The organism is Paenibacillus sp. FSL H7-0942, assembly GCF_045040715.1.
GTDB lineage: Bacteria > Bacillota > Bacilli > Paenibacillales > Paenibacillaceae > Paenibacillus > Paenibacillus amylolyticus.
In genome coordinates this window covers 3,044,109-3,068,295 of record NZ_CP150279.1, presented here as the reverse complement: position 1 = coordinate 3,068,295, position 24,187 = coordinate 3,044,109, and the positions used below count along the sequence as shown (strand labels likewise).

Below are 24,187 nucleotides of genomic sequence, written 5' to 3'. Positions count from 1 at the left end.
GTTTTCAGTACCGAGAAGATGGGATGAAGCTAGAAATGGAGTAGCGGAGCGTAGGGAAAACTACGTGAGCAACGGACATTTCGGCTGAATTCCATATTCGATGCTGATGATGCCTTTAGGCATCTTTCGTAATCAAAAGCGGACTTTTTGAACTACCTCTTCTAATGTATAATTGTAAGGATAAAAGGGGGAAATAAAAGTGTAAACATATAATCACACTTTTCACCTTTAATAGAGGAGTCATGACCATGGATACCCTGCATACACACTTTATAAGGCTCGCCGGGGCCGAACAACTTTCATTCAAACTTCATGAACCTGTAGCGGTAACGATCGATAGCCTGTCCGCTGCCTTGTGCTGTACCCCCCGCAATGTGAAATTCATTCTCAGAAAATTGGAAGAGCAAGGCTTCATCCATTGGCAGCCTGGGCGTGGACGGGGACATCATTCGGAGTTAACGATGCTGCGTAGTATGAATGAAGCGTTGGAAGCGAGTTTTACCGAGCTTTTGGGTAAAGGCAAAATGAAAGATGCCATTGAACTCATCGGAACCGTTCAGATGGATGATACATTGCGAGAACAGCTCATGCTCTCCCTTCATCAACAGATGGGATTTCACGGCCACGATGAAACTGCCTCTGGTCAGGATATCCTGCGCATCATGAGGTCACGCCAGTTAGGTGGTTTGGACCCAGCCTCTGTTTATACTGCATTTGAAACCTACCTATTAAGCCAGGTCTGTAATACATTGATCACTTATGACGCCAAGACAGAATCATTCCTGCCAGCACTGGCGCACATGTGGGAGTGTAGCGAGGACCATCGCTTATGGACCTTCTATCTCCGGAAAGGTGTACGTTTCCACAATGGACGTATCATGACGTCCCGGGATGTTCAAGCGACATTGCAACGATTGATTGATGTACATAGTCCCTCCATCTGGTTATATCGGGATATCGAACGTGCGGAAGTAGCTGGTGATTACTGCATCAAGTTTGTTCTACATCGTCCTAATCGGTTTTTCTTGCATCTGTTCAGTTGTATTCGGATGACAATCCTGCCCTACGATTACAATGTAGCCAATACATTGATAGGTACCGGTCCTTTTCAGATCTCTGAGCTGAATGCAGATGTGCTGGAGCTTACCGCTTTTGATGCGTACTACGGCATCCGGCCACATCTGGATCAAGTGCATTTCTGGTTTGTGCCTGACCTGAGTCCAAATGATCGCTATTATGAGCTACCCGGTACAGATCGATTGAGTCTGGCAACAGGCTGTGATCAGACGAACAGTATCAATTATCCGGCGCTGGGTTGTCAGTATATGCTGTTCAATTTTCACAAGGAAGGCATCCATCATCATCCCCTATTTCGACAAGCCCTGCGTATCGTCTATGATTCGGTCGCGCTTGTCCGAGATCTCGGTGGGAATCGGATCACACCGGCCAGCAGCTTCCTTCCTTGGAAAAGTGCAGCCCAAGACTGGACCGATGCCTCTCTTGAGCATGCTCGTGAATTACTGCATAACTGTGGGTACCAGGGTGAGACGGTAACTTTATCGTATAAGCATAATAAGGATGCAGACGTTGCGGAGTGGTTCCAGTGTCGGGCAGCGTCCATCGGTCTGAACATCAGCATGCAGGCTGTTGTGGATTACTTCAACTCAGAGGAAACCACAAACGCGCAATTGATCCTCGCTGAAGAGATATTGGAGGAAGATTGGCAGTACGGCATGATTCATTTTTTCAAAAACCTGTCCAACCATTTTCATATGTGTATGTCTCCTGCATTCCAGTCTCTATTGGATGACAAACTGGATCATTTTGCAAAGCTTCATCGGGCAGAACGTACTGCGCTCCTGGATGAAGCTGAAGCCTTGCTACGTGATCACTGCTGGATCTTGCATGGTTGTCACATGAACAAGCAGGCTGAACTGGATCAGAGCATCTTCGGCATGCAGATCGCAGAATTCGGTTATCTGGACATCTCCAAATTGTGGATCAAAAACCCTTAGAGATTTGTCCTTAGTCGCATCTGTGGGATGCAGGATGGAGGACAAAATCATGGAACAGCAAAAAAAAGCTGCTAGCCTATTTACAATAAGCTAGCAGCTTTTTGCTCATGAATCCATTTTTAGCGTGCTCAGAGATTATTTTTGATGTAATAGGTCTCCAATGCTTGCATAATGGACTCGATTTTGATCGGTTTGCTGACATACGCATCCATGCCTGCCTTCAAGCAGTTTTCCATGTCTCCTCTTACGGCATTTGCAGTTACCGCAATAATGAATGGACAACTCTCGGGGGGCAAAGCATTTTTAATCGCTTTTGTCGCTTCAAATCCATTAAGCCTTGGCATATGCACATCCATGAAGACAATATCATATGAAGTGTGTTTGACCGCCTCGACTGCCTCAACACCGTCCGCCACATGATCCACGAAGTGCCCTTTTTTCTCAACGATCCTGCTAAGGACGAGTTGATTCACCTCATTGTCTTCTGCAATTAAAATCCGCAAGGCTGATGTTCTGCTCTTCTTCTGCTGTTGATCCAACCTGTTGCTCTCTTCACCGTTATTTAATTTAAATTGGGCGGTAAATATAAAGATTGTACCCGGTTCATCCGACTCCTCGATCCAGATCTCACCCTGCATAAGCTCCACCAGTTTCTTACTAATGGCAAGGCCAAGACCGGTACCTTGAGGTTTGCGGGTCATAAAATTCTCCAGTTGGTAGAAAGGTTCAAATAATTGTTGTTTCCTCTCGGCCGGAATGCCAATGCCCGAATCTTTTACCTGAAAATAAAGCTGCACGTTATTGCCGCACTGCTCCTTAACTCCCACTTTAACTTCCACGCCGCCTTCTGAAGTGAATTTGACTGCGTTGCCGATGATATTGGTAAGTACCTGTTTAAGACGATAAGCATCACCATACACCGGAGTTGGAATGACATCTTCTACGCACATGCGAACATCCAGCTTCTTTTCACGAGCCAGCGGTTTTACGATTTGCACCGTCTCGGTCACAATCTCTACGAGATCAAAAGGATCTTCTACCAGATCGGTTTTGCCTGATTCGATTTTGGAAAAATCAAGAATATCATTAATGATGGCCAGCAAGGAATCTCCACTCTTCTGGATGATTTCGATATATTCCTTTTGTTCCCCGCTAAGTCCAGGAGTATCCAAAAGCAAATCCGTCATCCCAATTACACCGTTCATAGGTGTGCGGATTTCATGACTCATCATCGCCAAAAATTCACTTTTGGCCTTATTCATTCTCTCCGCTGTCTCTTTGGCTACCAGCAGTTTTTTCTGCTCCGTAATATCCTTCGCAATCAGGTAAAACCCGACATTGGATGTATTAATAATGATTGGAGCAAGCGTAGCCAAGACTTCTGTCTCAGATCCATTCGTGTACCGAACAGCGTTGATCTCCTTTTCAGCCATCTCATAGTTACTGCCCAGAATCAGACCCAGATTACTGGCTCCGATAAATCTGCTTATACTTGTACCGATCATTTCAGCCACGGGACAACCCGTCATTTTCACCGCTACTGGATTTGCATTCATAATATTACCATCCATGTTAAACGAGATAATGGCGTCATGATTGTATTTCTTAAGCGAAGTGTATCGCTCCACAGATTCCTGCAATTTAAATTCGATGCGCTTGCGTTCAGTGATATCCTGTAGTGTTCCGTTCAGCTGAACTGGCTGACCATGCTCATCAAGCGTAATTAATCCACGCAAGTGAAGATACTTCTCATTTCCATCTGAGCTGATGTGTTTGTATTCAAAATCGAGCGGTTCACCCTGTTTTACCCCTGCAATATGTTTTTGTAAAGAGGTTATATCTTCGGCATCCATAACATCAAAAACATCACTTATCCGATATGGTTTGCAGGTGTGTTCAAGTTCAAAAATCTCAAAGATCTGATCTGAAAATGTAATATGGTCTAAGACCATATCCCATTCCCAACTACCAATCAAGGCGATACGTTCAGCCTCTGCACTGATATCCTTTTGTTTTTTTCGCTCTGATATATCTCGTCCAATTGTAAAAATCTGCTGTTCATGCTCTGCATCACCAAAGACCTTGTATGTGGTTTCAAACCAAAGATAATGCCCGTCTTTATGGCGGACTCTAATATTCAACAGATTACCTTTAGTCAAATCCATCTGTGAGATCCGTTCCAGATCTTGTGGGTGAAAGGAAGCATTATTGTTTTGGCCAATGACTTCTTCCGGGGAATAACCTAATATTTGTTGGACTGACGGTGAGCAGAACCGACAAACTCCTTCTCCATCGGCAATATAGATGATCTCCTGAGCATGATCCGTAATAAGTTTGAACATTTCTTCACGATGGAGAAGTTTTTGTTCAGACAGTTTACGATTGGAAATATCAACAATATGGCAAACGGAATAAAGAGGTTCATCCGTAATTTCGCTTCGAACCAAGGAAACATGTATTGAACACCATAAGATGTCACCATTTTTATTAATGTAACGTTTTTCGTATTGATTTTCTTTTGATTTACCTTCAAATAGCTCATAACTACAGATTATATCTTGTGAGAAATCATCCGGATGTGTAATATCCTGATACGTGAGATCCATTAATTCATCACTTGTATAACCTAGCATACAACAAAAAGCAGGGTTCACTTTCATCCATTGCCCTGTTGGAGCAACGAGTGCAATCCCAATAGGCGCTTGGTTATATATCTGCTCGAACAATTCGTGATGATCGACCTTTTGAACCTGCATTGTAAGTTCTCCTTTTGGCATAGACTCCATATAAAGTTTGTCGAAATCTAAAGTTTTTACTGATATAAGATGTTCTATAAAAATTAGTCAGTTTTAAAACAACAGTACCTGCTTAATACCCAGAATTTCAACCGTTGAAACAAATCTTTTTAAGAGATTTGTGTCTTTAAACCAAACAAGGCCCGGAATCCATCCACATGGAATCCCGAACTTTGTCATTATATATCATTATGAGTCATATGCAACACGGAATCATTAGAAAAATGGGTTAGCGCTCGCGACCAATAAGATAATCCAATAAATGTCTCAAAAATGGAATAGGTTTCGGCATCTCGTTCAATGCATCTGTAGCAAGACAATAATGCTCCCACATCGCTTTCTTCGCGCCTTCATCACTCAGAATAGACACAAAGGTTGAATTGTTGTTCCGCTCATCCTGACCTGCAGGTTTCCCAAGAATGAGGTGATTTCCCTCGAAATCCAGCAAGTCGTCCTTGATCTGGAAGGCGATCCCCGCATGATAAGCGAACTTTTTCAGCGCAGCCATCTCCGGTTCCTTCACTTGGGCAAGTATCGCTGGCATGACCAGGGCAGCTTCGAAGGCAATGCCAGTTTTGTAAAAACAGATCATGTTCAACTGTTCCAGCGTCAATGCCTTGCCTTTGGAATTCAGATCCATGGCCTGCCCCATACACATATCCTCTGCTTTTTCAGCCGAATACTGGATGAGTCTGAGCACGGTCGCCGCATCAAAACGATCCAATGAGGATTGCTCTCCAATCGCCTTCTGGATAAGAAATAGACCGGTTAGCTCTGCTGTGGCACTATTGTGCACATGGTGCAGCGTTGAACGTCCACGTCTTGTCGAAGCATTATCCTGCGTAGGCAGATCATCAAAGATCAGGGAAGCAGTATGCATGTACTCCAATGATCTTAGCAGCGGAACGATGGATGATTCATGAAGACCATACTCGCGCACGCCCATAACCCAAGTTAATATCGGACGTAGCCTTTTTCCGTCTCCCTGCAAACTGTAATTGGCCGCATCGATCAGTGTTTCTTTCATCTCATGAAGGCCACCGGGCTTCGCAATCTGCAACTCCACATTAATCTGTTCGCGAACCGTTCGAATGGTCTGTTTGAACTCCTCTTTTTCCTGCTTGTCATTTTTCAATTGAAGCACAACCTGATCCCGTAACAATTTATCAAGGAAATCAACGTCATCTGCTTTTCGCACCATCTGTTGAACCAGTTGATTGAATTCAGGCTGCCCAGAGGCAAAGATCGTCATCACTTCATCATATTTTTGCTGCCCCAACCGTTCTTTACAACGCTTCAGACCGTTAATGGCACGATCCAGTATGACCTCGCGGGTCTTGGCGTCCGAGTTATATACATCATGGATTAGATGAGAGATGACTGCCCAATACAATTCATATGGATTGATCAAGTCGGGACGCAAATCTCGATACTTCAAATAGTAAGTATATGGAGTTACTGCCCCTTCTTCCATATCGTCAAACATATCGGCAAAATCATCAGCCAACTGATTATATATCCCGTAATAGAACGTTCGCAGATCAAATCCTTCATCCACCGGTGCACTTAGAACAGACCGGACGATTAATCGGGAAGAAGAAGATTTGATAATAATCGGAATATACAATTCTTCATTGCTATAATTCGCATTGGCTAATTTCTTGTTGCGATCGATCTCCTGAGACTGAAAGAACACATAGGATTGCTCTAAAAACGTGCGCTGTTTCTCTGGATGCTGGTAGTTCTTGATGTACTCAAATGCTTCCCGAAGCTCGGAATGTACATATTCAATTACTTCAAGATTGCTGCCTTTCCAATCTCCCAGATCAGGTACGACCCCGGTAAGAAGTGCATCGCGTATCATCAGGGAATATTGTTCTTTTTCTTGAACAGTCAAAGCTTGAGAATCCAGCAGATCATCCACAAATGGATACGTCAAACCGTACGAATAACCAAGTCGGATCGCCGCATCAAATCTCCGGGCACGTTCTTCAGGTGGTGTCTGCTCATTCATCTCATCGTCCACATGAAGGACCACGCCAAGAATGATCTTGATGAGCTTCCGTTGCGCCTGCTCTGCATCCAGCTCCTTCGGGATGTTGGATGCTACATTCTTTAATTTGTTCATCACCCAGATGACAGCCGTTTCAATGTGCTCCTTCTGTCCCCACCGGTACAACGCAGCCAGACTGATATAATCAGGCTGTCCTTTTCGCCCAGTAGCTGAGCCCATAAAATATTTTTTGGTATTCTGGACAACGTTCTGAATTCGGGCCTGCGTGCCCGGAGAATCAAGGGCTTGCCCCAGATCTCGCATATAAATATAGGAGATACTCCGATCCAGGTAATCATCCAGCTTTCCTGTCGTATTCAGCCAGTGGATATATCTATGAACATCCCGAGGATCCGGTTTTCTTTTGCTAGGTGATAAAAGAGAAAGCCAGGCAAAACGATGAATATGTTTCTTTTGCCACACATGAATATCTTGGGTAAGTGCTGTTGTATACGTATTATCCATAAGTTGCTGCCTAAGAGAAGTAAAATACTGAGATGCTTTCTGCTCAGCTAGCCGATATCCTGCATCAGCCTGTTCTGTAAGTACGTTATTCATAGGGTGGATACCTCAAATTCTATTAATGTTAAACATGTATCCATGAAAGGAGATGAGGTGCTCCATGGACGAAAACTGAACTCATTTGATCGTCTATCCAACGCTTCAGCTCATGTTCATAACCTTTATACGGCGATCCAACCGTTTGGTTACGAAATCGTCATTGTTCATTCCCATATACGTGATTTTACAGAATGGATGACCAGACTTTAACCGCTGTGATGGCGATAAGTACGATTAATGCATATCGAAGTACCCTCACATTAATCATCGAACTAACCCGTGAACCAAGGGATGCCCCGAGCAGACTGCCGATCACCGTATAGATGATGGGTTCCATTGGAATATCTCCGCCCGTAATTTTCCCAATAACACCGCCAATGGCGGAGATAAATACAATCGCCAGTGAAGAAGCAATCGTTGTTCGTACGGGGATGTTGAGAATCGTCAGCATGATGGGAATAAGGATAAAGGCACCCCCCGCACCAACAATTCCTGATACAATACCTACTGCAAAAGCAGTGCCTGCTGCAATCCATCGGTTAAACACCAATGGAGCTGAGGTATCAAGCTTTCCCTTTCCGGGAATCAGCATAAGCACAATCGCCATGATCGCCAGAATGCCATAGATCAGATTAATAACCCTTCCGTCCAGATGACCGGATATGAACCCGCCGATCAGACTGCCAGCAAGAATGCTGGAGCCCATGTATAGCACCAAACCTCGGTGAACGATTGCCCCACCACTTCTACCCGTTTTTACTTTTCTGCGGAATGCAATCACACCAGCAAGTGAAGCGAAAAACACCTGAAACATACTAATCGACGATACCTGATGTGATGAGAACGGCTCCAATCCCATCCAGGATGGAACATATAACAGTAGCGGATAATTGATAATGGCCCCACCAATACCCAACAAACCGGAGAAGAATGAACCGACCAGACCCAGTATAAACATGATGACAAAAAGCAGAAGATCCATCGGTTATGCGCTTCCTTTCGTGCTATATAAATATCATTTCGACACCACTCAAAAGTGCTATACACAGCGAATATTATCCGTTATAATAAAAACCAAGTAAATTAATCCGAAATGAGTGATTAAGCATGTTTAACGTGTTGAAGACTCTTTTTGAAAATAAATGTCCACAGTGCAATGAAAAATTACAAGTTCATAACGATGCGTTATGTTCAACCAAAACTTGTTCTCAATGTCATTACAAAGAAGAGAGTTATGGCTCTCTCGGAGTTCGAATTGTATATGACACACCACAAAATGATAAAAAGATACAACCTTGCTAATTGTATCACGATCTCTGAAATTTCGGGATGATTCGACAAACTTATTTCCATCTCATATGCCATGATTACTTTATAATGAAAATACAAAAACGGTGCAAAACGAATAAATCGTTCTGCACCGTTTTTTTCTGTTTTTTGATATAAGTTGCCTTAATTATAAAAGGGAACTTATTTGGTTTTGAAGCTGAGGAATCCATCATCTACGGCTACGGTTGTCCCGTTCACTGCGCTTGCTGCATCACTGAACAGGAATGTAACCACACTGGCTACTTTCTCTGGTTGAATGAGTTCTCCACGCATATGTTGAGTAGCAAGCGCATCCTTCATGGCTTGGTCATCACCCAGAATCGGTGTTTCGATAAAACCAGGTGCTACACCAACTACACGAATTCCATGCTCAGCTAGTTCCAATGCACCGGATTTGGACATCATAACAACAGCAGCCTTGGCTGCGTTGTAGTTGAAGCTACCTACTGCAGCAACGCTTCCATAGATCGAAGCTGTATTTACAATGGTACCCTGTACGTTCAATTCAACCATTTTTTTCGCACCATAATACATACCATAATATACACTATGCTGATCTACATCAATGACTCTGTGATAGGATTCCGGGTCCATCTCCAGAAATGGCTTCACAAGTCCAATGCCTGCGTTATTGAAAATACCGCTTAACGTACCATATTGCTCTACGGTCCAGTCGATCAGGGCTTTGATCTCGTCCCCTTTGGATACATCCACTTTGTACGAGCCCGCTGTTCCGCCTGCTGCTTCAATCTCTGCCGCAAGCTTCTTCGCTCCGTCTTCATTATAGTCAGCGACAACAATAGTCGCACCTTGATCCGAAAGTTGAAGTGCTGTTTCTTTACCAATACCACTGGCTCCGCCTGTAATAATGATTACTTTTCCATTGTGTTGAGTCATAACTCAGCTCTCCTTTGGCAAAATAGTTTTAGGTGCAGTTCAATACTTATAGTAAGTAACTATATTTTATTAACTTATATACTTATCATACGCCTCTGTCCCAACCTTGTCAAACCATAGATCATCTTCACATAAATAAGAGATAAATGTCATATACATCTCCTATTTACATGATATAGTCTAGCTCCTGTGATATTAAATATGCATGAGTTTTGGGAAAATAAAAAAGCGAGCATAACGGTAATTCAATCATTCCGATATCTCGCCCTTCTCAAGTATTCGATTCCAAACTGGATTGTCTTAATGTGGTAAGATCAATTCAATTTATTCACCCTGAAGTCCGCTAAGCGGATCTTTCAAATTATTGATGTTGGTGATCAGTTCAGGAATGCCTGTCTTCTCCCAATTCTCTGCCGTAAAACCTTGCTCTGCAATTGTATTCTCGAAATTGTCCACAACTTCTGTTAATTGAGTATTGTAACTAACCAGATTCTCATGAATGCTCTCTCCTATTGCAGGAGCAGTCAACTGAGAAAATTCGCTTGCCTCTGCTTGGATCAGATCGATTTTCTCCTGAATCTGCGTTGTAACCTCCGGATTATTCACCGCACCCGATGCAAGCTCTTGCAGATCAGCTCCGGCGTTTGATACCTGTTCTATATAATCAGTAGCCCCACTCACATAATTTAAACTTTGATTAGCTTGTTCCACGACAGAACAGGCCGAAATCAGCAGAATACTTGATGCAATAAGGCCTGTCATCATTAATGTGTGCTTTCTTTTTCTTATGAACATGATCATCTCCCCTTCTCCTAATCGGAATCCTTGTTCCAAGTCCATGATACCTGTTCAGACTGCTTCATTGCAAATGGGTCTGCAGCCAACGTTATTAAGATGTATAATAGTAAAATCACACGGTAAAGGGATGTCATGATTATGCTTCAGGCCTTGAACCAACGCTTGAACCGCATCATGCCACTGATTACCCCAATCAGCATTATTATTGGCGTGTTATGCGGGAGTTTTCTTTCTTCTTATACCTTTTTATCTCCTTGGCTTTTTGCGTTCATGACGTTCGCTGGAAGTATCAGTCTTGGGATACGGGATTTTGTGAACGTGCTGAAGAAGCCGTTCCCCCTGTTTGTATGTCTGTTTATTTTGCATTTGGCGATGCCTCTAATTGCTCTCGGTATGGGTCATCTGGTTTTCCCTACAGATGCGTACACCATAACGGGCCTTGTTCTGGCAGCCGTGATTCCGACAGGAATAAGCAGCTTCATCTGGGTCAGTATCTATCGGGGCAATATCGCACTTACGCTATCCATCATCCTGATTGATACCATGCTTGCTCCTTTTGTAGTCCCCGGGGTGTTATCCCTGTTAATCGGAACCAGTGTCACACTGGACACAGCAGCCATGATGAGCAGTCTGTTCTGGATGATTGTTGTACCATCCCTGCTCGGTATGTTGCTGAATGAGTGGACCAAAGGCGGTATTGTCCCGGTCTGGGGACCAAGGTTGAATCCGTTATCCAAATTGTTCATGGCATCTGTCGTTGCGATTAACGGATCTGTCGTTGCGCCCTACTTGGCTGATTTCAACTGGAAGTTGGCTGGTCTTGCGGTCATCATTATTTTCCTGGCATCATTCGGTTATGCGCTAAGTTACTTCATCGCCCGATTGCTAGGCTGGAACGAGGCCGATCAGGTCGCTCTGGTGTTCAATGGAGGTATGCGTAATATCAGCGCTGGCGCAGTACTGGCTGTTTCTTATTTTCCGCCGCCTGTTGCTGTCCCGGTTGTTCTAGGCATGGTATTCCAGCAGATGCTTGCTTCCCTGACAGGTTATCTGCTCGGTCGTCGATCGCAGCTTCTGCAAAAGTCGGATAAGACATCCGCTGCCTAACAAAATATTGGATGATTAAAAAACGCCGACATGATTGTCGGCGTTTTGCATTGGATTACTTTTATTACTACAAGTGCTACGATAATGCTACGTTTCGTAAACCTAGCAATCAGTTCTTGGCTACAAATCCACTTTCATATTGCCCAGCATCTTGGCAACTTCAGGATTATCAATCTTCATGAATAGACTTTCCTTGGTATCCAGTGTGGAAATGGTTGCAATCTCTTCCGGGCTTAGTACAAAGTCGAAAATATCGAAGTTCTCGATAAGCCGCTCTTTGCGTACTGATTTTGGAATAACAACAACATCCCGCTGCACAAGCCAGCGCAGTACAACCTGGGCGACGGATTTGTTATGTTTCTCGGCAATGGAAACCAAGACTTCGTTGCTGAATAAATTGTTGCGACCTTCGGCGAACGGGGACCATGACTGGTGCTGTATCCCCTGTTCTTTCATGAAAACAGCGCTGTCGACCTGCTGTTGAAACGGATGCGTTTCGATCTGATTAATGACAGGCACAACTTCGTTGTGGACGATGAGGTCCATCAGGCGGTCAGGTAGGAAGTTACTGACACCGATAGCCCTGATCTTGCCCTCACGGTATAATTCTTCCATCGCACGCCATGCGCCGTAGTAATCACCAAACGGCATGTGAATAAGGTACATATCCAGATAATCGAGTTGCAGCTTACTTAACGATTTGGCAAACGCCCGCTTGGCACTTTCGTATCCTGCATCCTGAATCCAAAGCTTTGTCGTGATGAAAAGTTCTTCCCGCGCTATGCCACTGCGTTTAATTGCACGTCCAACCGCTTCTTCGTTTAGGTAACCGGCAGCGGTATCAATTAGGCGGTAACCGGCCTTCAGCGCCTCATATACAGTGTTCTCACATTCATCAGCATCGGGAACCTGGTAGACACCAAAGCCAATAATCGGCATTTTCACTCCATTGTTCAAGGTTACAGTTTGCATATTCAATTCCTCCTATGGTCCAATTGTGAATCGCAAGTGGTCACGTATTCCTGAAATTCAGCAACAAAGCGAGGATTCCACTTCCGGCCGACTTGCGTTACAATAACCCTAGCTCCTTCGTCTTACACGAAGTCAAGCGGTCTCCAATATTTTTTTAGAAGGAGGAGTACATATGTATACTGTCCAGGATGCTGCCCAGCTTACGGGACTCACAGAGCACGCTGTTCGCTTTTACACGGATAAAGGCTTGGTTCCGAGCATTCAACGCAATAAAAATAATATTCGGGTGTTTGATGAAGAATCCATCAATTGGCTAAATGGCGTCAAATGCCTCAAGCAGACAGGTTTACCGATTGAAAATATTAAAACATACGTCGATCTCTGCCTCGAAGGTGATTCAACCGTTTCGCAGCGATTCGCACTTATGATGGAGTATAAGGAAGCGGCGCTGATTCAGCTTGAAGAGGCCAAGAGCCGCGTAGCCCATTTGGAAGAGAAAGCACGTCAATATCAGGCCATTTTGGAGCAGCGCATCCCGGATATGACCAACCCGGTCAATTGGGAAACCAAGCGTGACGAAGAAGGGAGTTGTCCTGCATCCCGTTTAAAAAGTCGCAGTCTTCCTGAAGCCGAGGTTTCGGCTCAGTGCCCAGCAGCTGCTATGAAGTAGCAAACTAGCATAGTATCTTAAACTTCACATGATATAGCTCACGTATGTTCTAAACATATAGGCTATTTCTTACATTATGTATATCTAAATGAGCCTGAGTAAAAAACGCCGACAACATTGTCGGCGTTTTTCGCCACTATAACCCTCTACTGGAATCTCTTTAATCTATTCCTGCCCATTTTCTGGTCCCTGTTCACAATACAAAAAAACCATCAACAAGTGATGGTTTTTCATGAAATATCCTGTTCAGAAATCTGTTGCTCATGATGCCTTTATGGTTATTTCGGTTGAATATATCCTTCAGCTTTAAGCAGTTCTGCGATCAGAACCGCGCCACCTGCCGCTCCGCGGAGCGTGTTGTGGGACAATCCAACGAATTTGTAATCATAGAGTGAATCTTCGCGCAGTCGGCCTGTGGAGACACCCATTCCGCGTTCGATGTCACGATCAAGTTTAGTCTGTGGTCTGTTTTCTTCTTCAAAATACGTAATGAATTGTTTCGGTGCGCTTGGCAGAGCCAGCTCTTGTGGACGGCCTTTGAACTGCAACCAACGCTCCAGAATTTCGTCTTTGCTTGGTTTTTTCTCGAAGTTTACAAACACGGTCGCCAGATGTCCATCCGTTACCGGTACACGAATACATTGGGTTGTAATTAATGGAGCCGATGCTTTGACGATCTCATTATTTTCGATGCTACCCCAGATTCGTAGTGGTTCCTGCTCACTCTTCTCTTCTTCGCCACCGATGTATGGAATGACATTATCAAGCATATCAGGCCAGTCCGTAAAGTTTTTACCTGCTCCGGAGATTGCTTGATACGTGGAAGCCACGACCTGAGTCGGGTTGAACTCACGCAAGGCGTGCAGTGCAGGCACATAGCTCTGAATCGAGCAGTTTGGCTTTACAGCAATGAATCCGGTTTTTGTGCCCAGACGTTTGCGTTGAGCTTCAATCACGTCCAGATGTCCCGGGTTAATCTCAGGGATTACCATTGGAACATCTGCTGTCCAGCGGTGAGCCGAGTTGTTGGACACGACAGGTGTGCCTGTTCTAGCATAAGCTTCTTCGAGTGCTTGAATTTCATTCTTTTTCATATCAACCGCGCAGAAAATAAAATCAACCTGGCTGGCAAAAGCCTCAACCTGGGAAGCATCCTGAACAACGATTTTCTTCACAGCTTCCGGAATAGGAACTGCGAGTTTCCATCTGCCTTGTACGGATTCTTCATATGTTTTACCTGCCGAATTGGCGCTTGCAGAAATAGCTGTTACTTCAAACCATGGATGTTGATCGAGCAGGTCCACAAAACGCTGACCCACCATTCCTGTTCCTCCGACGATACCAACTTTCAATTTTGCTGACATTCAATCATCATTTCCTTTCGGTTTAAGTGATTCTTCTCTTCAAATCAATTTCATAACTCACTAAAAACAACGTATTATGAAATTGACTTCCTAATTAACACTATTCAGGCAATTCCAAAGCGTGTAGTCACAGCCCGGAAAAACCAAAAAATCCCATCCCCAAGACAATAGTCTCAGGGACGAGATTGAACTCTCGTGGTACCACCCAGATTCGCCAATATGTCACCATATCCGCCTCTTCAAGTAAAGGTTTACAACCATGTTGAAAGCTGTAGACCGTTCATACTCTAGCTCTGTAACAGGAGCTCCTGTCACACCATCCCCTAAACATTAAGTTCCGATGTGCTGCTCTGAGTCTTTATTCAATAAAAAGTTCTTTACTCCTTTTCAGCTGCCGGAGCTCTCTTTGAAAGAATGATTTTTATCTACTCGTCTCTTCGTCGCATTTGATATTGCGATTATAATATCAAAATTACTGTGATGAAGTAAACACATTTTTTTAGATCATGGAATTTATATGTTTCCAGCGGAGCTGAACTATTCAATTATCGCAAGAAAAACTTCAGCTAAACGGTCTGTCTTCTGTGAAAAGTACGTCGATAGACATTTTTATTATAACATACTACAAATAGCTATTTCTTTACTGCTTTTTGGCAACCATCGCATACGTTCCCAGTGGGCTCCCAGGCCTTGTGGCATGATGTGTCCTAAGTAGTTTCAGTTCGGAAAGAAGAAGTGTCTTTACTTTGTCCGGGATCGGAAGCAGTTTCAGTTCCACAGGCGCTTCTGCCAGTGTCATTTCGGTTTCCCAACGACCGTCCTGCAGCTCGGGAGAATGGATCGAATTCTCTTCCTTAATCGTCCAGCCTGCCGCAGAGACAAGCTCTTGGATGTCCTCCGGTGTAAAGAGCGTGCGCACATTGGAGAAGCTGTTCTCCTTGTAACATTCGACCTGGGACTGAATCAGAACGGATAACCAATGTGAGAGCTGGCTCACATCTGTAACTCGGGCATCCCATTCTGCAAAACATAACTGATGTCCCCACGTCCTAACCTTGCTAAGAATCTCAGCGAGTTCGGCAAACGATTTCAAGTACCAAGAACAATGGGAAAGTACGATAACATCAAACTCATTCTCGGCGAATTGAGCCTGATCACTTAGAATGTCGAAATCATAATCCATTCGAATTCGATCACCCAGTGGAGATCTCCGCAGCTTGGCTGCCGCTTCGCCTACGGTCAGCGGTGCACCATAATCCTCTGGTGCAATATCTACACCATGAACGTACCCGTGCTCCCCCACCAGATGTGCAAGCACGGCCGTTGTATCTCCCTGACCACAACCGATTTCCAGAACCCGGCTGCCTTCCGGTATTCCCCAAAAGAGTCCCAGTTTCATCCGATGCTCGGTCTGAATGTACTGAATGGCGGCGTTGTCCTCCACGTCCATATACTTAATAAGGTCCCTGATGATAGATTCATTCATGATTCCTCACTCCTCAAAGAGCAACTTGAACTTCTTGCTAATTGTAGCTTTACTGGAATAATTGTACAACACTAGAGCCTATGACAGAACCACGGTACGGAGGAGAACCCGTCCTACAGCAGATCTAAACCTCTGCTGCATATCAATTCCTATGCCCACTGAGTTGCAAGCTTCTGAAGATAGGGTGTCAGCATGGGCTGTAATTCCTTGCGCATCAGTCCGATCTCCAAGATCGCCTGAATATATCCGAATTGATCGCCTATATCGTAGCGACGCCCCTCCAGTTCAAGGGCCAACAGTTCCTCCACCTGACTTACTTCTTTCAAAGCATCCGTTAACTGATATTCCCCTCCAGCACCTCTCTCGATCTGATCCAGAATAGGAAAGATGGAAGGTTTCAGAATGTATCGTCCCATTACGGCTGTTCGGGATGGCGCTTCTGCAAGAGAAGGTTTTTCGACCAGATTGGTGACCCGGTGAACCCGGTCCTCTGCACCATTCGAATCAATGATGCCATATTTGCTCACATTTGCCGCGTCTACCTGACGAACACCAATGATCTGGTTGCCTGTCTTTTCGTAGAGATGAACCATCTGTGCAAGTGCAGGCGGATCAGACACCATTATGTCATCTCCCAGCAGTACAGCGAAGGCATCATCCCCTACAAATTGCCGTGCACACCCAATGGCATGCCCCAGACCCAGTGGTTCCTTTTGACGAATAAAATGAATATTTGCCATCTCGCTGATGGCCTGCACCTCTTCCAGTAAAGACTGTTTGCCCTTGGCATATAAAGAGTGTTCAAGTTCAACCGATTTATCAAAATGGTCCTCTATGGATTTTTTGTTGCGTCCAGTCACAATGAGGATATTCTCAATTCCTGATTGCACTGCTTCTTCAACAATGTATTGGATAGCCGGTTTGTCTACAATCGGTAACATCTCTTTAGGCTGTGCTTTGGTCGCTGGCAGGAAACGGGTTCCGAGACCCGCTGCCGGAATAACTGCTTTTTTAATTCGCATATCATAATAGACTCCTTTCATTTGCTTCTTATAACCAATATTGCACGCTGTGGGCAGCTAAGTAGCGATACGAAACACCCAATATCTGCTGGCCATATAGTTCAGAACCATCCCCATCAAGGTCGCCAGGATTTTACTCATCACGAGACTCCAACCCAGCATATCTTGCAAAGTCATCAGTATGAGAGCGGATAACGCGAGAACGATAAGATTAGTGATTAGAAAACGAATAAGTTTCGCTCTATCGCCACCTCCTCGTGCCGTATCTCGAAAAGTCCACCTGCCGTTCAGCCAATAACTGTTCGCAACACCGCAGCTGTACGAGATTACTTGAGCCATCAGAACCGGTACACCGACCACCGCAAGTAAAGCAAACACCACCGCATCCACTGTCGTATTTGCAACACCCACAATACCGAACTTGAAGAGTGTCACCAGACGCTTAGTCATGATGAGCAACTCGGACTGTCAATTGGGATTTTGCTTGCTGGCCCTCGGCCTGCACCACATCTCTCACAATGTATAGCGGACGCGCCTTGGTCTCATCATAGATGCGGCCCACGTACTCGCCCAGAATGCCCAGCATGATCAGGATGAATCCGTTAAAGATCAGCATGATACTCACAATGGATGGCCATCCCTTAATCGTTGAATCCGTAAAGATGGCCGAAATAATAACCGTTAACATATAGATGAATCCACCAACCGACAGGATCGCACCTACATAACCTGCGAGCTTGAGCGGTTTATACGAAAATGAAGTAATGCCGTCCAGGCTTAGTTTCAACATGCGTTTCAGCGGATATTTTGTTTCACCTGCCAGACGTTCATCACGTTCATATTCAATCGCAGTCTGACGAAATCCGACCCAACTGACCAACCCCCGCACAAATCGGTTTTTCTCCGGAAGACGTTTCATCTCATCACATACTTTGCGGTCAATCAGGCGAAAATCTCCGGTGTCTACCGGGATATCCGTATCCGTTGAAGCACGAAGTACACGATAGAACAGACTCGCCGACCATTTCTTAAAGCGAGTTTCCCCACTTCGTCTGGTGCGACGGGCATATATGACTTCATAGCCCTCTTTCCATTTGGCGATCATATCCAGTATCAGTTCGGGAGGGTCCTGCAGATCCGCATCAATAATAACCACCGCATCCCCCACTGCATAATCCATACCAGCTGTTATCGCAATTTGATGTCCGAAGTTACGGGCAAAATCTATCAGCTTCACACTCTCGTCCCAACGGGCGTAATCACGGATCATCTGTGCACTTCGATCCACGCTGCCATCATTAACAAACAACAGTTCATAACTCTCTCCTGTGCTGCCCATGACCTTCTTCAGACGCCGATAAGTCTCCTCGATCACCGCTTCTTCGTTATACATGGGAATAATAATGCTGTATCGGTACGCGTGAGCCATGTTTGTCCCCTCCCTTTTCCAATGGACTTCGTTCGAGATTTTTATTCTATACAAATTGAACTAAAGAATATTTACACTGTACACTTCGATGACAGACCAACCTTCCAATCGCTGTTATCCCCAGATTTTTTTGATTCCCTTTTCCTAAGGGAAAATCCGGAGATAAAGGCGAACGCTTCGCTTTTTCAGGTTTTTTCTGTCCTCTCCGTTATCGTGTAAATGATAAGTTCAATTTATATAGCTACAATTTCACTTCGTACAAGGTGGTCTGTCCGCCAAATCCGAACCCGAATCCAAATCCAAGTCCAGCTTCATTCTCCGTGTCACCGTTATCCATGGATCCGCTGTCGGTACCTGTCTTCCATTCTGACGTTGGAATCTCGGTTCCGTGTTCCTTGATCCAATCGCTAATATCCGAGTTCCCTCCACGTCCACCCATGCCACCAACCATGAAGTATTTCACTTGCCCGCTCTTGACAAGTTGCTCAAGTTCCTCTGTTGTGTACACCGGGTCTGAGCCGGAGAAACCTCCAAGTGTAATGACCCCTGCTCTTTCATCGATGATATAAGGTGCTGCCTGATTATAGTCCGTAGTGGCGAAGAGATACGTTTCGCCTGTATTGTGCTCTTTCAGATAATTCAGTGTAGCTGTATCCACTTCTTCGTTACGATTACCCATTCCGCCACGGCCACCAATTGCAGGCATTTCTGTGTCTCCTGCACCCTTACCCATCGGCATGCTCATTCCTGCTCCACCAAACATACCATTGGAGCCAGTAGGTCCTGCTGCCGGAATCATGCTGTTGCCACCATAAGTAATTGGGGTGAATGCCCAGTAGATTGGACCGATCAGCATCGCCATGAATCCTGCGATAATAAAGCCCTGTTTCCATCGATGTGTGCGATGAAGCATACCGACAAGGATGACCGTGACCAGAATGCCTGCGATCAATTCACTAATGGACCAGCCTGCACCAATCGTATCGTTATACGCCTGCATGATATACCAGCCAAACAGGGTCGTCAGCAGCACGGACACCGGAAGCAACCATGCCTGCCAGCCATTGCGATCACGATATGATTTCCACATCGCTACAAATCCTGCGCCAGTCAGCGCCGCAATTGGAGGTGCAAGCATAATCAGATAATACTGATGGAAGAAACCTGCTACACTGAAAAAGGCAGCAACGGGAAGCAGCCAGGTCAGCCAGAACAAGGCTTCCTTGTGCTTGTTGGTTATATTTCTCCGTCTTAATCCTGCAAATATGGCAATGCATCCAAGCAGCACAACTGGCAGAAGCCAGCTAGCTTGGCCTGACAGTTCAGTCTGGAACAGACGCAGAGGACCTTTCTCCCCCGTACCAAACATTCCGCCCATGCCTCCGCCGAAATCTCTTCCGTTTGGCATTTCCATATCATTTGGCATCTGCCTGTTCGGGAAATTGCCATTCGAACCATTCATGCCACCCATGGCGTTCAAGCCGTTCGAACCATTCATATTATCGTTATCCGGTGCATTGACATCTTGCCCAGCGCCAGGAACACCACTGTCTGTCTGATTAGGACCTGAAGACAAGTCTCCTCGATTGCCACGATTATTTCCCTGTCCCATACCATTTGGCATACCTGCGTTACCTGCAGTATTCTGCTGACCCGTTAGGCGAGCCAGTCCATTGTATCCAAAGGCGAGTTCCATGACTGAGTTTGTCTCACTGCTGCCGATATAAGGCCGCTCGTCTTCGGGGATAGAATCCACTGTGACCGCCCAGGATAAAGAAACGACCGCCAGAACCGCCGTGCTGCCGATCAGCAGGATGATCTTCCTTCTCCATTTCGCCTGAAATGCGAGCAGATAGAACAAGTAAAAAGCCGGGAGAATCATGTAGGCTTGAAGCATTTTCATATTAAAGGCTACGCCTATTAACCCAAAAGCAACCAGAATGCGCCAAGTACTGCCTTGTTTGCTACCTTTGAACAAAAACCATGAACCCAGCAGTAGTGTAAACACCAACATGCTGTCAATATTGTTGGTCCGGCTGACTGCCGCCACGACAGGCACAGTCGCCAGCACAAGTGCCGAGATTCGTGCTGCTGCAAGACCATATGTAGGTTTCACCATGAAATAGATCAGGAGCACCGAACCGATTCCCGCTAATACCTGCGGCAAAATAACGCTCCATCCGTGCAATCCGAAGACATAGGCAAAGGCCGTCTGGATCCAGAAGACAACAGGTGGTTTATCTACAGTGACCGAGCCTGCCGAGTCGAGTGAAGCATAGAAAAAGTTATGGAAGTTGCTGAGCATACTCCCAACGGCAGTCGTATAATAGGAATTGGCATATTGATCGTTCCAGATGCCGTACCCATTCAGAAATGCCGCCAGTAATACAATCGGCAGAAGGACAAGATCCATCCTTCTTTTGATGTTATTCAATGTTAATCACTCCTTCAAAGTTCTTCATGTCTAGTATTGTGACATGCCAAAATAAAGCTGGGATGAGTGCCCGCTGAATGTTGTCTGAGGATAATTCACAATCCTTTCAGCTAAATTTCAGTTTGGCAAGCGATAATACTACATACAGTCCCTCCGAAGTGAGGGAGAAGTCTAGATGAAACGGGCAAGGAGAGAAAGCACATTATGAAGCTTAGCAGCGGAATTAAAATACTATTGGCTGATGATGAACCACATATTTTACAATTTCTAGAGCTTGGATTAAGCAATGAGGGCTTTGATGTGCGCACCGCACCCGATGGAGCCGCTGCGCTTGAGTTGGCGCTTGAATTCAAGCCACATATGGCTATTCTGGATGTCATGATGCCAGAGATGGATGGATTCGAAGTGGTCGAGCGTCTACGTAAGACCGGTGCCGAGGTTGGCGTAATTATGCTGACAGCGAAGGACGAAGTCGAGAATCGGGTTAAGGGCCTTTGGCTAGGTGCTGATGATTACATGATCAAACCCTTTGCCTTTGATGAGCTGCTCGCCCGGATTCAGGCCAGACTGCGGAATCAATTTCCTTTATTAATAGGAGCCGTCACACACGGTCCCTTCCGAATTGATGATCAGCGCAAAGAAATCACCTATCAGAATCAGGTCTTGGAGTTATCTCCTACCGAATACGAACTGTTAAAATTTATTGTGCTTAATCATGGAATTGTACTTAGCAAAGCGACCATTCTGAGCCGGGTTTGGGGGTATGATTTTGGCGGGGAAGAAAATATTGTGGAGGTTTACGTTCGTTCCTTGCGCGACAAACTCGGGGATAAAGAGCATAAACTCATTCGTACGCTTCGGGGTGTCGGGTACAGGGTGGATCTCTGATGAACTCGCTGCCTAAGAAAAATAAACTTCGTATAAGACGTCTCCACCACTGGATATGGCCTCGTTCATTACGTTCTCAATTGCTCTCACGTTCTCTGTTCGTGCTTGCTGGGCTGTTATTGTTAATCGGTATTCTGCAATTCTGGATCATGGAAAGCTTTCTCTACCGGAATCAGGCAAAAACCATGGAAGAACAGCTCATGTCCATGCCCCCGGTTTGGCTCGGTATCCAGTCACGTAACGGCTCTTCCAACAATCCTTTTGGTGGACAGGTAGGAAACGGGTCTGGTAATCGGGTGTTGTTTATTCCTGACCGTTCACTAGCCCTGTTTGATAACCAAGGTACGTTCGAGGATGTTTTTGGGGAAGACGGTCTGAAAGCCCCTCAACTATCAACCGTTGAATATCAGGACATTACAGATGAGTTGAAAGAACAAAAACACATTCCCTATCGGATCGTCACGGATAGCCAAGGGAATGAGCAATTGATTGTATTTGCTTCACCCGGTCCACGCAATCGTGGTTTACCAATGGTGCAGATGGGCACGGCTACAAAGCCACTGAGAGACTTGATTATTAAACAGCTCCTGATCTTCATCATGTTATCGCTGTTGGCCATGGTAGCCGGTCTGATTCTATACACCAAGGTATTACGCCGGACGCTGGTTCCCCTGTCCAACATGGTGAATAAAGTACAGCAGATCGACGCAGGCAGCCTCGCAGAACGGCTTCCCGTCGTTCAGGGACAAGAGGAAGTGGATCAGCTTGCAGTTTCATTCAATGGCATGCTTGAAAGGCTGGAGAACTCGTTCGAAGCGGAGCGGGAATCGAAAGAGCAGATGCAGCGTTTCTTGTCTGATGCTTCTCATGAGCTTCGTACCCCGCTCACCTCCATTCACGGTTTCATTGAAGTTCTACAGCGGGGTGCAGCGACCAATCAAGATCAATTGTATAAAGCGCTGGACAGCATGCACGGTGAATCCGTACGAATTAACAAGCTGGTTGAAGATTTGCTGTTACTAACCAAGCTCGATCAGGCTCCAAAGCAGGAGCGGGAGGTCATTCAGCTGGACAGTCTGCTGCTTGAAATGCAGCCACAACTTGCCATGATGGCTCAGCAAAGATCCATTCATCTCGATTTGACGGCTGAAGTATATGTACTGGCTGACGCTTACAAGGTGAAACAGGTGGTGTTGAATCTGTTCCATAATGCGGTGCAGCACACCGATCCAGAGCATGGAGCCATCTCCATAACGTTGTATGCCACGCACCATAAGGCTGAATTGTCAGTAAAAGATAACGGCACAGGCATTGAACCTGAACATCTGCCCCATATCTTTGAGCGATTTTACCGCACAAGCAGTTCTCGTTCGCGCAAACAAGGTGGCGCAGGCCTCGGTCTAGCCATTACCCGCTCGATTGTGGAGTCGTATGGTGGGAAAATTACTGTACGAAGTCAGGTAGGCTCAGGAACTGAATTTATGATTTTGATCCCGCTGTATAAGGCAGATGTCTAAATAGAGCGTCGGCTGCAAGTAGGTATAATTTGGCTATAAGCAGCTCTACGTAAGATCTACTTGATCATTACTCATGCTCTAGTCAAACTCTCCAAACGATGCTTTTCTTCTATTTTAATTTCGGCTTTCTCATTGCATGACGAATCCCCCACTCATTTCGGTTGAGGAATGAAAGGGGGATTCTTTTTGTATCTGATTAATAGAGTATAGAGTAGTAACCCAGTTGGTTTCAGCCTTTCGCGCTTTCAGGCTAACGAATCTGAGACGTCTTATTCAAGGATTTGAAGCTTATATATGCTTTTCATAAAATACCATTGTCATTTTGTCGTTAATTGCTTTTGTTGCACCCGTTTTTTTGTAGCCTATCTTTTCATACAAATAACAGTTCCCTTTCTCTTGTAAGATGGTACCTAATTTCCATGACTTTGCATCATCATATATCTGCTCAACCATTGTAAAGACTTTTTGAGCAATTCCTTTTCCTTGATGTTCTGGCAGTATAAAAATTGGGCTAATACTATAGATATGATTATCTTTTTTCACTACTCTGATTCCACCAACAGCAACCTCAAAATGATGAATTATGAAATAATCTGTGAAAGATTGATTGATTTGAGTAATAATTCTTTCTACGGTTTCATTGGCGGGGCTTGTTGCAAAATCCTGATATTTTTCCAATAAGGGCATAAATGCTTTGACTTTCATTTCATGAATAGTCACTGCATCTTTTAAATCTGCTTTATATAGTGAAACCTCCATTAAATATATACCTCCGATTGATACGCTTGTTAGAGACAGGATTTATAGTACATGCTCTGTTAACTTAGTACAAAAAAGATGTTCGTCTACG

The 24,187-nt window shown here is 45.0% G+C and carries 19 protein-coding genes and 1 other annotated feature; of the genes, 6 read left to right on the top strand and 13 right to left on the bottom strand.

The genetic code is table 11. The features are described from left to right. Positions 1-248 precede the first annotated feature (248 nt). Positions 249-2,015, top strand: coding sequence for an ABC transporter substrate-binding protein (locus tag MHI48_RS13815; protein WP_405144341.1), 1,767 nt, complete (start codon positions 249-251; stop codon positions 2,013-2,015). Positions 2,016-2,143: 128 nt separating this feature from the next. On the opposite strand, the gene MHI48_RS13810 is transcribed toward MHI48_RS13815, so the two are convergent. Then, positions 2,144-4,771 (bottom strand): PAS domain S-box protein, encoded by a 2,628-nt coding sequence (locus MHI48_RS13810; protein ID WP_405144339.1) that lies wholly within the window; start codon positions 4,769-4,771, stop codon positions 2,144-2,146. A 268-nt stretch (positions 4,772-5,039) separates the two neighbouring features. Beyond that, on the bottom strand, positions 5,040-7,421 hold the full coding sequence (locus MHI48_RS13805; protein ID WP_036670742.1) for a polyprenyl synthetase family protein: 2,382 nt from the start codon (positions 7,419-7,421) through the stop codon (positions 5,040-5,042). Positions 7,422-7,463: 42 nt separating this feature from the next. Between MHI48_RS13805 and MHI48_RS13800 the strand changes: the two genes are divergently transcribed. Continuing rightward, positions 7,464-7,634, top strand: coding sequence for a hypothetical protein (locus MHI48_RS13800; RefSeq protein ID WP_405144337.1), 171 nt, complete (start codon positions 7,464-7,466; stop codon positions 7,632-7,634). Here MHI48_RS13800 and MHI48_RS13795 read toward each other — a convergent pair. The 3 genes from MHI48_RS13795 to MHI48_RS13785 all read right to left on the bottom strand — a co-directional run bounded on the left by MHI48_RS13795 (position 7,609) and on the right by MHI48_RS13785 (position 10,445). After that, the gene (locus MHI48_RS13795; protein ID WP_036670741.1) at positions 7,609-8,406 is read right to left on the bottom strand and encodes a sulfite exporter TauE/SafE family protein; all 798 of its coding nucleotides are present in this window, start codon (positions 8,404-8,406) and stop codon (positions 7,609-7,611) included. The genes MHI48_RS13800 and MHI48_RS13795 overlap by 26 nt on opposite strands. Positions 8,407-8,894: 488 nt before the next feature. Continuing rightward, complete coding sequence (locus MHI48_RS13790) at positions 8,895-9,650, bottom strand: SDR family NAD(P)-dependent oxidoreductase (protein ID WP_036670740.1); 756 nt, start codon at positions 9,648-9,650, stop codon at positions 8,895-8,897. Between the two features lie 324 nt (positions 9,651-9,974). After that, complete coding sequence (locus MHI48_RS13785) at positions 9,975-10,445, bottom strand: DUF6376 family protein (protein ID WP_156946112.1); 471 nt, start codon at positions 10,443-10,445, stop codon at positions 9,975-9,977. Between the two features lie 141 nt (positions 10,446-10,586). Between MHI48_RS13785 and MHI48_RS13780 the strand changes: the two genes are divergently transcribed. Beyond that, positions 10,587-11,555 (top strand): bile acid:sodium symporter family protein, encoded by a 969-nt coding sequence (locus MHI48_RS13780; protein ID WP_036670738.1) that lies wholly within the window; start codon positions 10,587-10,589, stop codon positions 11,553-11,555. Between the two features lie 120 nt (positions 11,556-11,675). On the opposite strand, the gene MHI48_RS13775 is transcribed toward MHI48_RS13780, so the two are convergent. Next, positions 11,676-12,527: an aldo/keto reductase gene (locus MHI48_RS13775; protein ID WP_017688714.1), complete on the bottom strand. Its 852-nt coding sequence runs from the start codon at positions 12,525-12,527 to the stop codon at positions 11,676-11,678. A 172-nt stretch (positions 12,528-12,699) separates the two neighbouring features. Between MHI48_RS13775 and MHI48_RS13770 the strand changes: the two genes are divergently transcribed. Continuing rightward, positions 12,700-13,197 (top strand): MerR family transcriptional regulator, encoded by a 498-nt coding sequence (locus tag MHI48_RS13770; RefSeq protein WP_036670737.1) that lies wholly within the window; start codon positions 12,700-12,702, stop codon positions 13,195-13,197. Positions 13,198-13,475: 278 nt separating this feature from the next. Here MHI48_RS13770 and asd read toward each other — a convergent pair whose 3' ends face one another. The 6 genes from asd to MHI48_RS13740 form a co-directional block, all read right to left on the bottom strand. Further along, on the bottom strand, positions 13,476-14,561 hold the full coding sequence (asd, locus tag MHI48_RS13765) for an aspartate-semialdehyde dehydrogenase (RefSeq protein ID WP_017688716.1): 1,086 nt from the start codon (positions 14,559-14,561) through the stop codon (positions 13,476-13,478). A 172-nt stretch (positions 14,562-14,733) separates the two neighbouring features. After that, positions 14,734-15,011: a binding site (T-box leader), on the bottom strand. A 190-nt stretch (positions 15,012-15,201) separates the two neighbouring features. Beyond that, positions 15,202-16,047 carry a class I SAM-dependent methyltransferase gene (locus tag MHI48_RS13760; protein WP_036670735.1) on the bottom strand — a complete coding sequence of 282 codons (846 nt, stop codon included), beginning with the start codon at positions 16,045-16,047 and terminating at the stop codon, positions 15,202-15,204. 149 nt (positions 16,048-16,196) lie between these two features. After that, positions 16,197-17,069 carry a UTP--glucose-1-phosphate uridylyltransferase GalU gene (gene galU / locus MHI48_RS13755; protein WP_036670734.1) on the bottom strand — a complete coding sequence of 291 codons (873 nt, stop codon included), beginning with the start codon at positions 17,067-17,069 and terminating at the stop codon, positions 16,197-16,199. A 57-nt stretch (positions 17,070-17,126) separates the two neighbouring features. Next, positions 17,127-17,519, bottom strand: a complete 393-nt coding sequence (locus MHI48_RS13750; RefSeq protein WP_036670733.1) for a GtrA family protein — start codon at positions 17,517-17,519, stop codon at positions 17,127-17,129. Beyond that, on the bottom strand, positions 17,512-18,498 hold the full coding sequence (locus MHI48_RS13745; RefSeq protein WP_036670731.1) for a glycosyltransferase family 2 protein: 987 nt from the start codon (positions 18,496-18,498) through the stop codon (positions 17,512-17,514). The genes MHI48_RS13750 and MHI48_RS13745 overlap by 8 nt, the downstream gene beginning before the upstream one ends. A 241-nt stretch (positions 18,499-18,739) precedes the next feature. Beyond that, complete coding sequence (locus MHI48_RS13740) at positions 18,740-20,932, bottom strand: glycosyltransferase family 39 protein (RefSeq protein WP_084650164.1); 2,193 nt, start codon at positions 20,930-20,932, stop codon at positions 18,740-18,742. Positions 20,933-21,136: 204 nt separating this feature from the next. On the opposite strand from MHI48_RS13740, the gene MHI48_RS13735 reads away from it, so the two are divergent. Then, positions 21,137-21,820 (top strand): response regulator transcription factor, encoded by a 684-nt coding sequence (locus tag MHI48_RS13735; RefSeq protein ID WP_036670730.1) that lies wholly within the window; start codon positions 21,137-21,139, stop codon positions 21,818-21,820. After that, the gene (locus MHI48_RS13730; RefSeq protein WP_051449721.1) at positions 21,820-23,337 is read left to right on the top strand and encodes a cell wall metabolism sensor histidine kinase WalK; all 1,518 of its coding nucleotides are present in this window, start codon (positions 21,820-21,822) and stop codon (positions 23,335-23,337) included. Before MHI48_RS13735 ends, MHI48_RS13730 begins: the two co-directional genes overlap by 1 nt. 288 nt (positions 23,338-23,625) lie before the next feature. Here the strand turns inward: MHI48_RS13730 and MHI48_RS13725 are convergent, their stop codons facing one another. Beyond that, positions 23,626-24,096, bottom strand: coding sequence for a GNAT family N-acetyltransferase (locus MHI48_RS13725; protein ID WP_036670729.1), 471 nt, complete (start codon positions 24,094-24,096; stop codon positions 23,626-23,628). Between the last annotated feature and the right edge of the window lie 91 nt (positions 24,097-24,187).

Bases quoted from the DNA above. Each gene is read 5' to 3' on its own strand.
- MHI48_RS13790 (WP_036670740.1), bottom strand. From the start codon at position 9,650: ATGACTCAACACAATGGAAAAGTAATCATTATTACAGGCGGAGCCAGT.
- MHI48_RS13750 (WP_036670733.1), bottom strand. From the start codon at position 17,519: ATGACTAAGCGTCTGGTGACACTCTTCAAGTTCGGTATTGTGGGTGTT.
- asd (WP_017688716.1), bottom strand. From the start codon at position 14,561: ATGTCAGCAAAATTGAAAGTTGGTATCGTCGGAGGAACAGGAATGGTG.
- MHI48_RS13730 (WP_051449721.1), top strand. From the start codon at position 21,820: ATGAACTCGCTGCCTAAGAAAAATAAACTTCGTATAAGACGTCTCCAC.
- MHI48_RS13785 (WP_156946112.1), bottom strand. From the start codon at position 10,445: ATGTTCATAAGAAAAAGAAAGCACACATTAATGATGACAGGCCTTATT.
- MHI48_RS13805 (WP_036670742.1), bottom strand. From the start codon at position 7,421: ATGAATAACGTACTTACAGAACAGGCTGATGCAGGATATCGGCTAGCT.
- MHI48_RS13795 (WP_036670741.1), bottom strand. From the start codon at position 8,406: ATGGATCTTCTGCTTTTTGTCATCATGTTTATACTGGGTCTGGTCGGT.
- MHI48_RS13815 (WP_405144341.1), top strand. From the start codon at position 249: ATGGATACCCTGCATACACACTTTATAAGGCTCGCCGGGGCCGAACAA.
- MHI48_RS13760 (WP_036670735.1), bottom strand. From the start codon at position 16,047: ATGAATGAATCTATCATCAGGGACCTTATTAAGTATATGGACGTGGAG.
- MHI48_RS13810 (WP_405144339.1), bottom strand. From the start codon at position 4,771: ATGCAGGTTCAAAAGGTCGATCATCACGAATTGTTCGAGCAGATATAT.
- MHI48_RS13735 (WP_036670730.1), top strand. From the start codon at position 21,137: ATGAAGCTTAGCAGCGGAATTAAAATACTATTGGCTGATGATGAACCA.
- MHI48_RS13770 (WP_036670737.1), top strand. From the start codon at position 12,700: ATGTATACTGTCCAGGATGCTGCCCAGCTTACGGGACTCACAGAGCAC.
- MHI48_RS13775 (WP_017688714.1), bottom strand. From the start codon at position 12,527: ATGCAAACTGTAACCTTGAACAATGGAGTGAAAATGCCGATTATTGGC.
- MHI48_RS13725 (WP_036670729.1), bottom strand. From the start codon at position 24,096: ATGGAGGTTTCACTATATAAAGCAGATTTAAAAGATGCAGTGACTATT.
- galU (WP_036670734.1), bottom strand. From the start codon at position 17,069: ATGCGAATTAAAAAAGCAGTTATTCCGGCAGCGGGTCTCGGAACCCGT.
- MHI48_RS13800 (WP_405144337.1), top strand. From the start codon at position 7,464: ATGAAAGGAGATGAGGTGCTCCATGGACGAAAACTGAACTCATTTGAT.
- MHI48_RS13745 (WP_036670731.1), bottom strand. From the start codon at position 18,498: ATGGCTCACGCGTACCGATACAGCATTATTATTCCCATGTATAACGAA.
- MHI48_RS13780 (WP_036670738.1), top strand. From the start codon at position 10,587: ATGCTTCAGGCCTTGAACCAACGCTTGAACCGCATCATGCCACTGATT.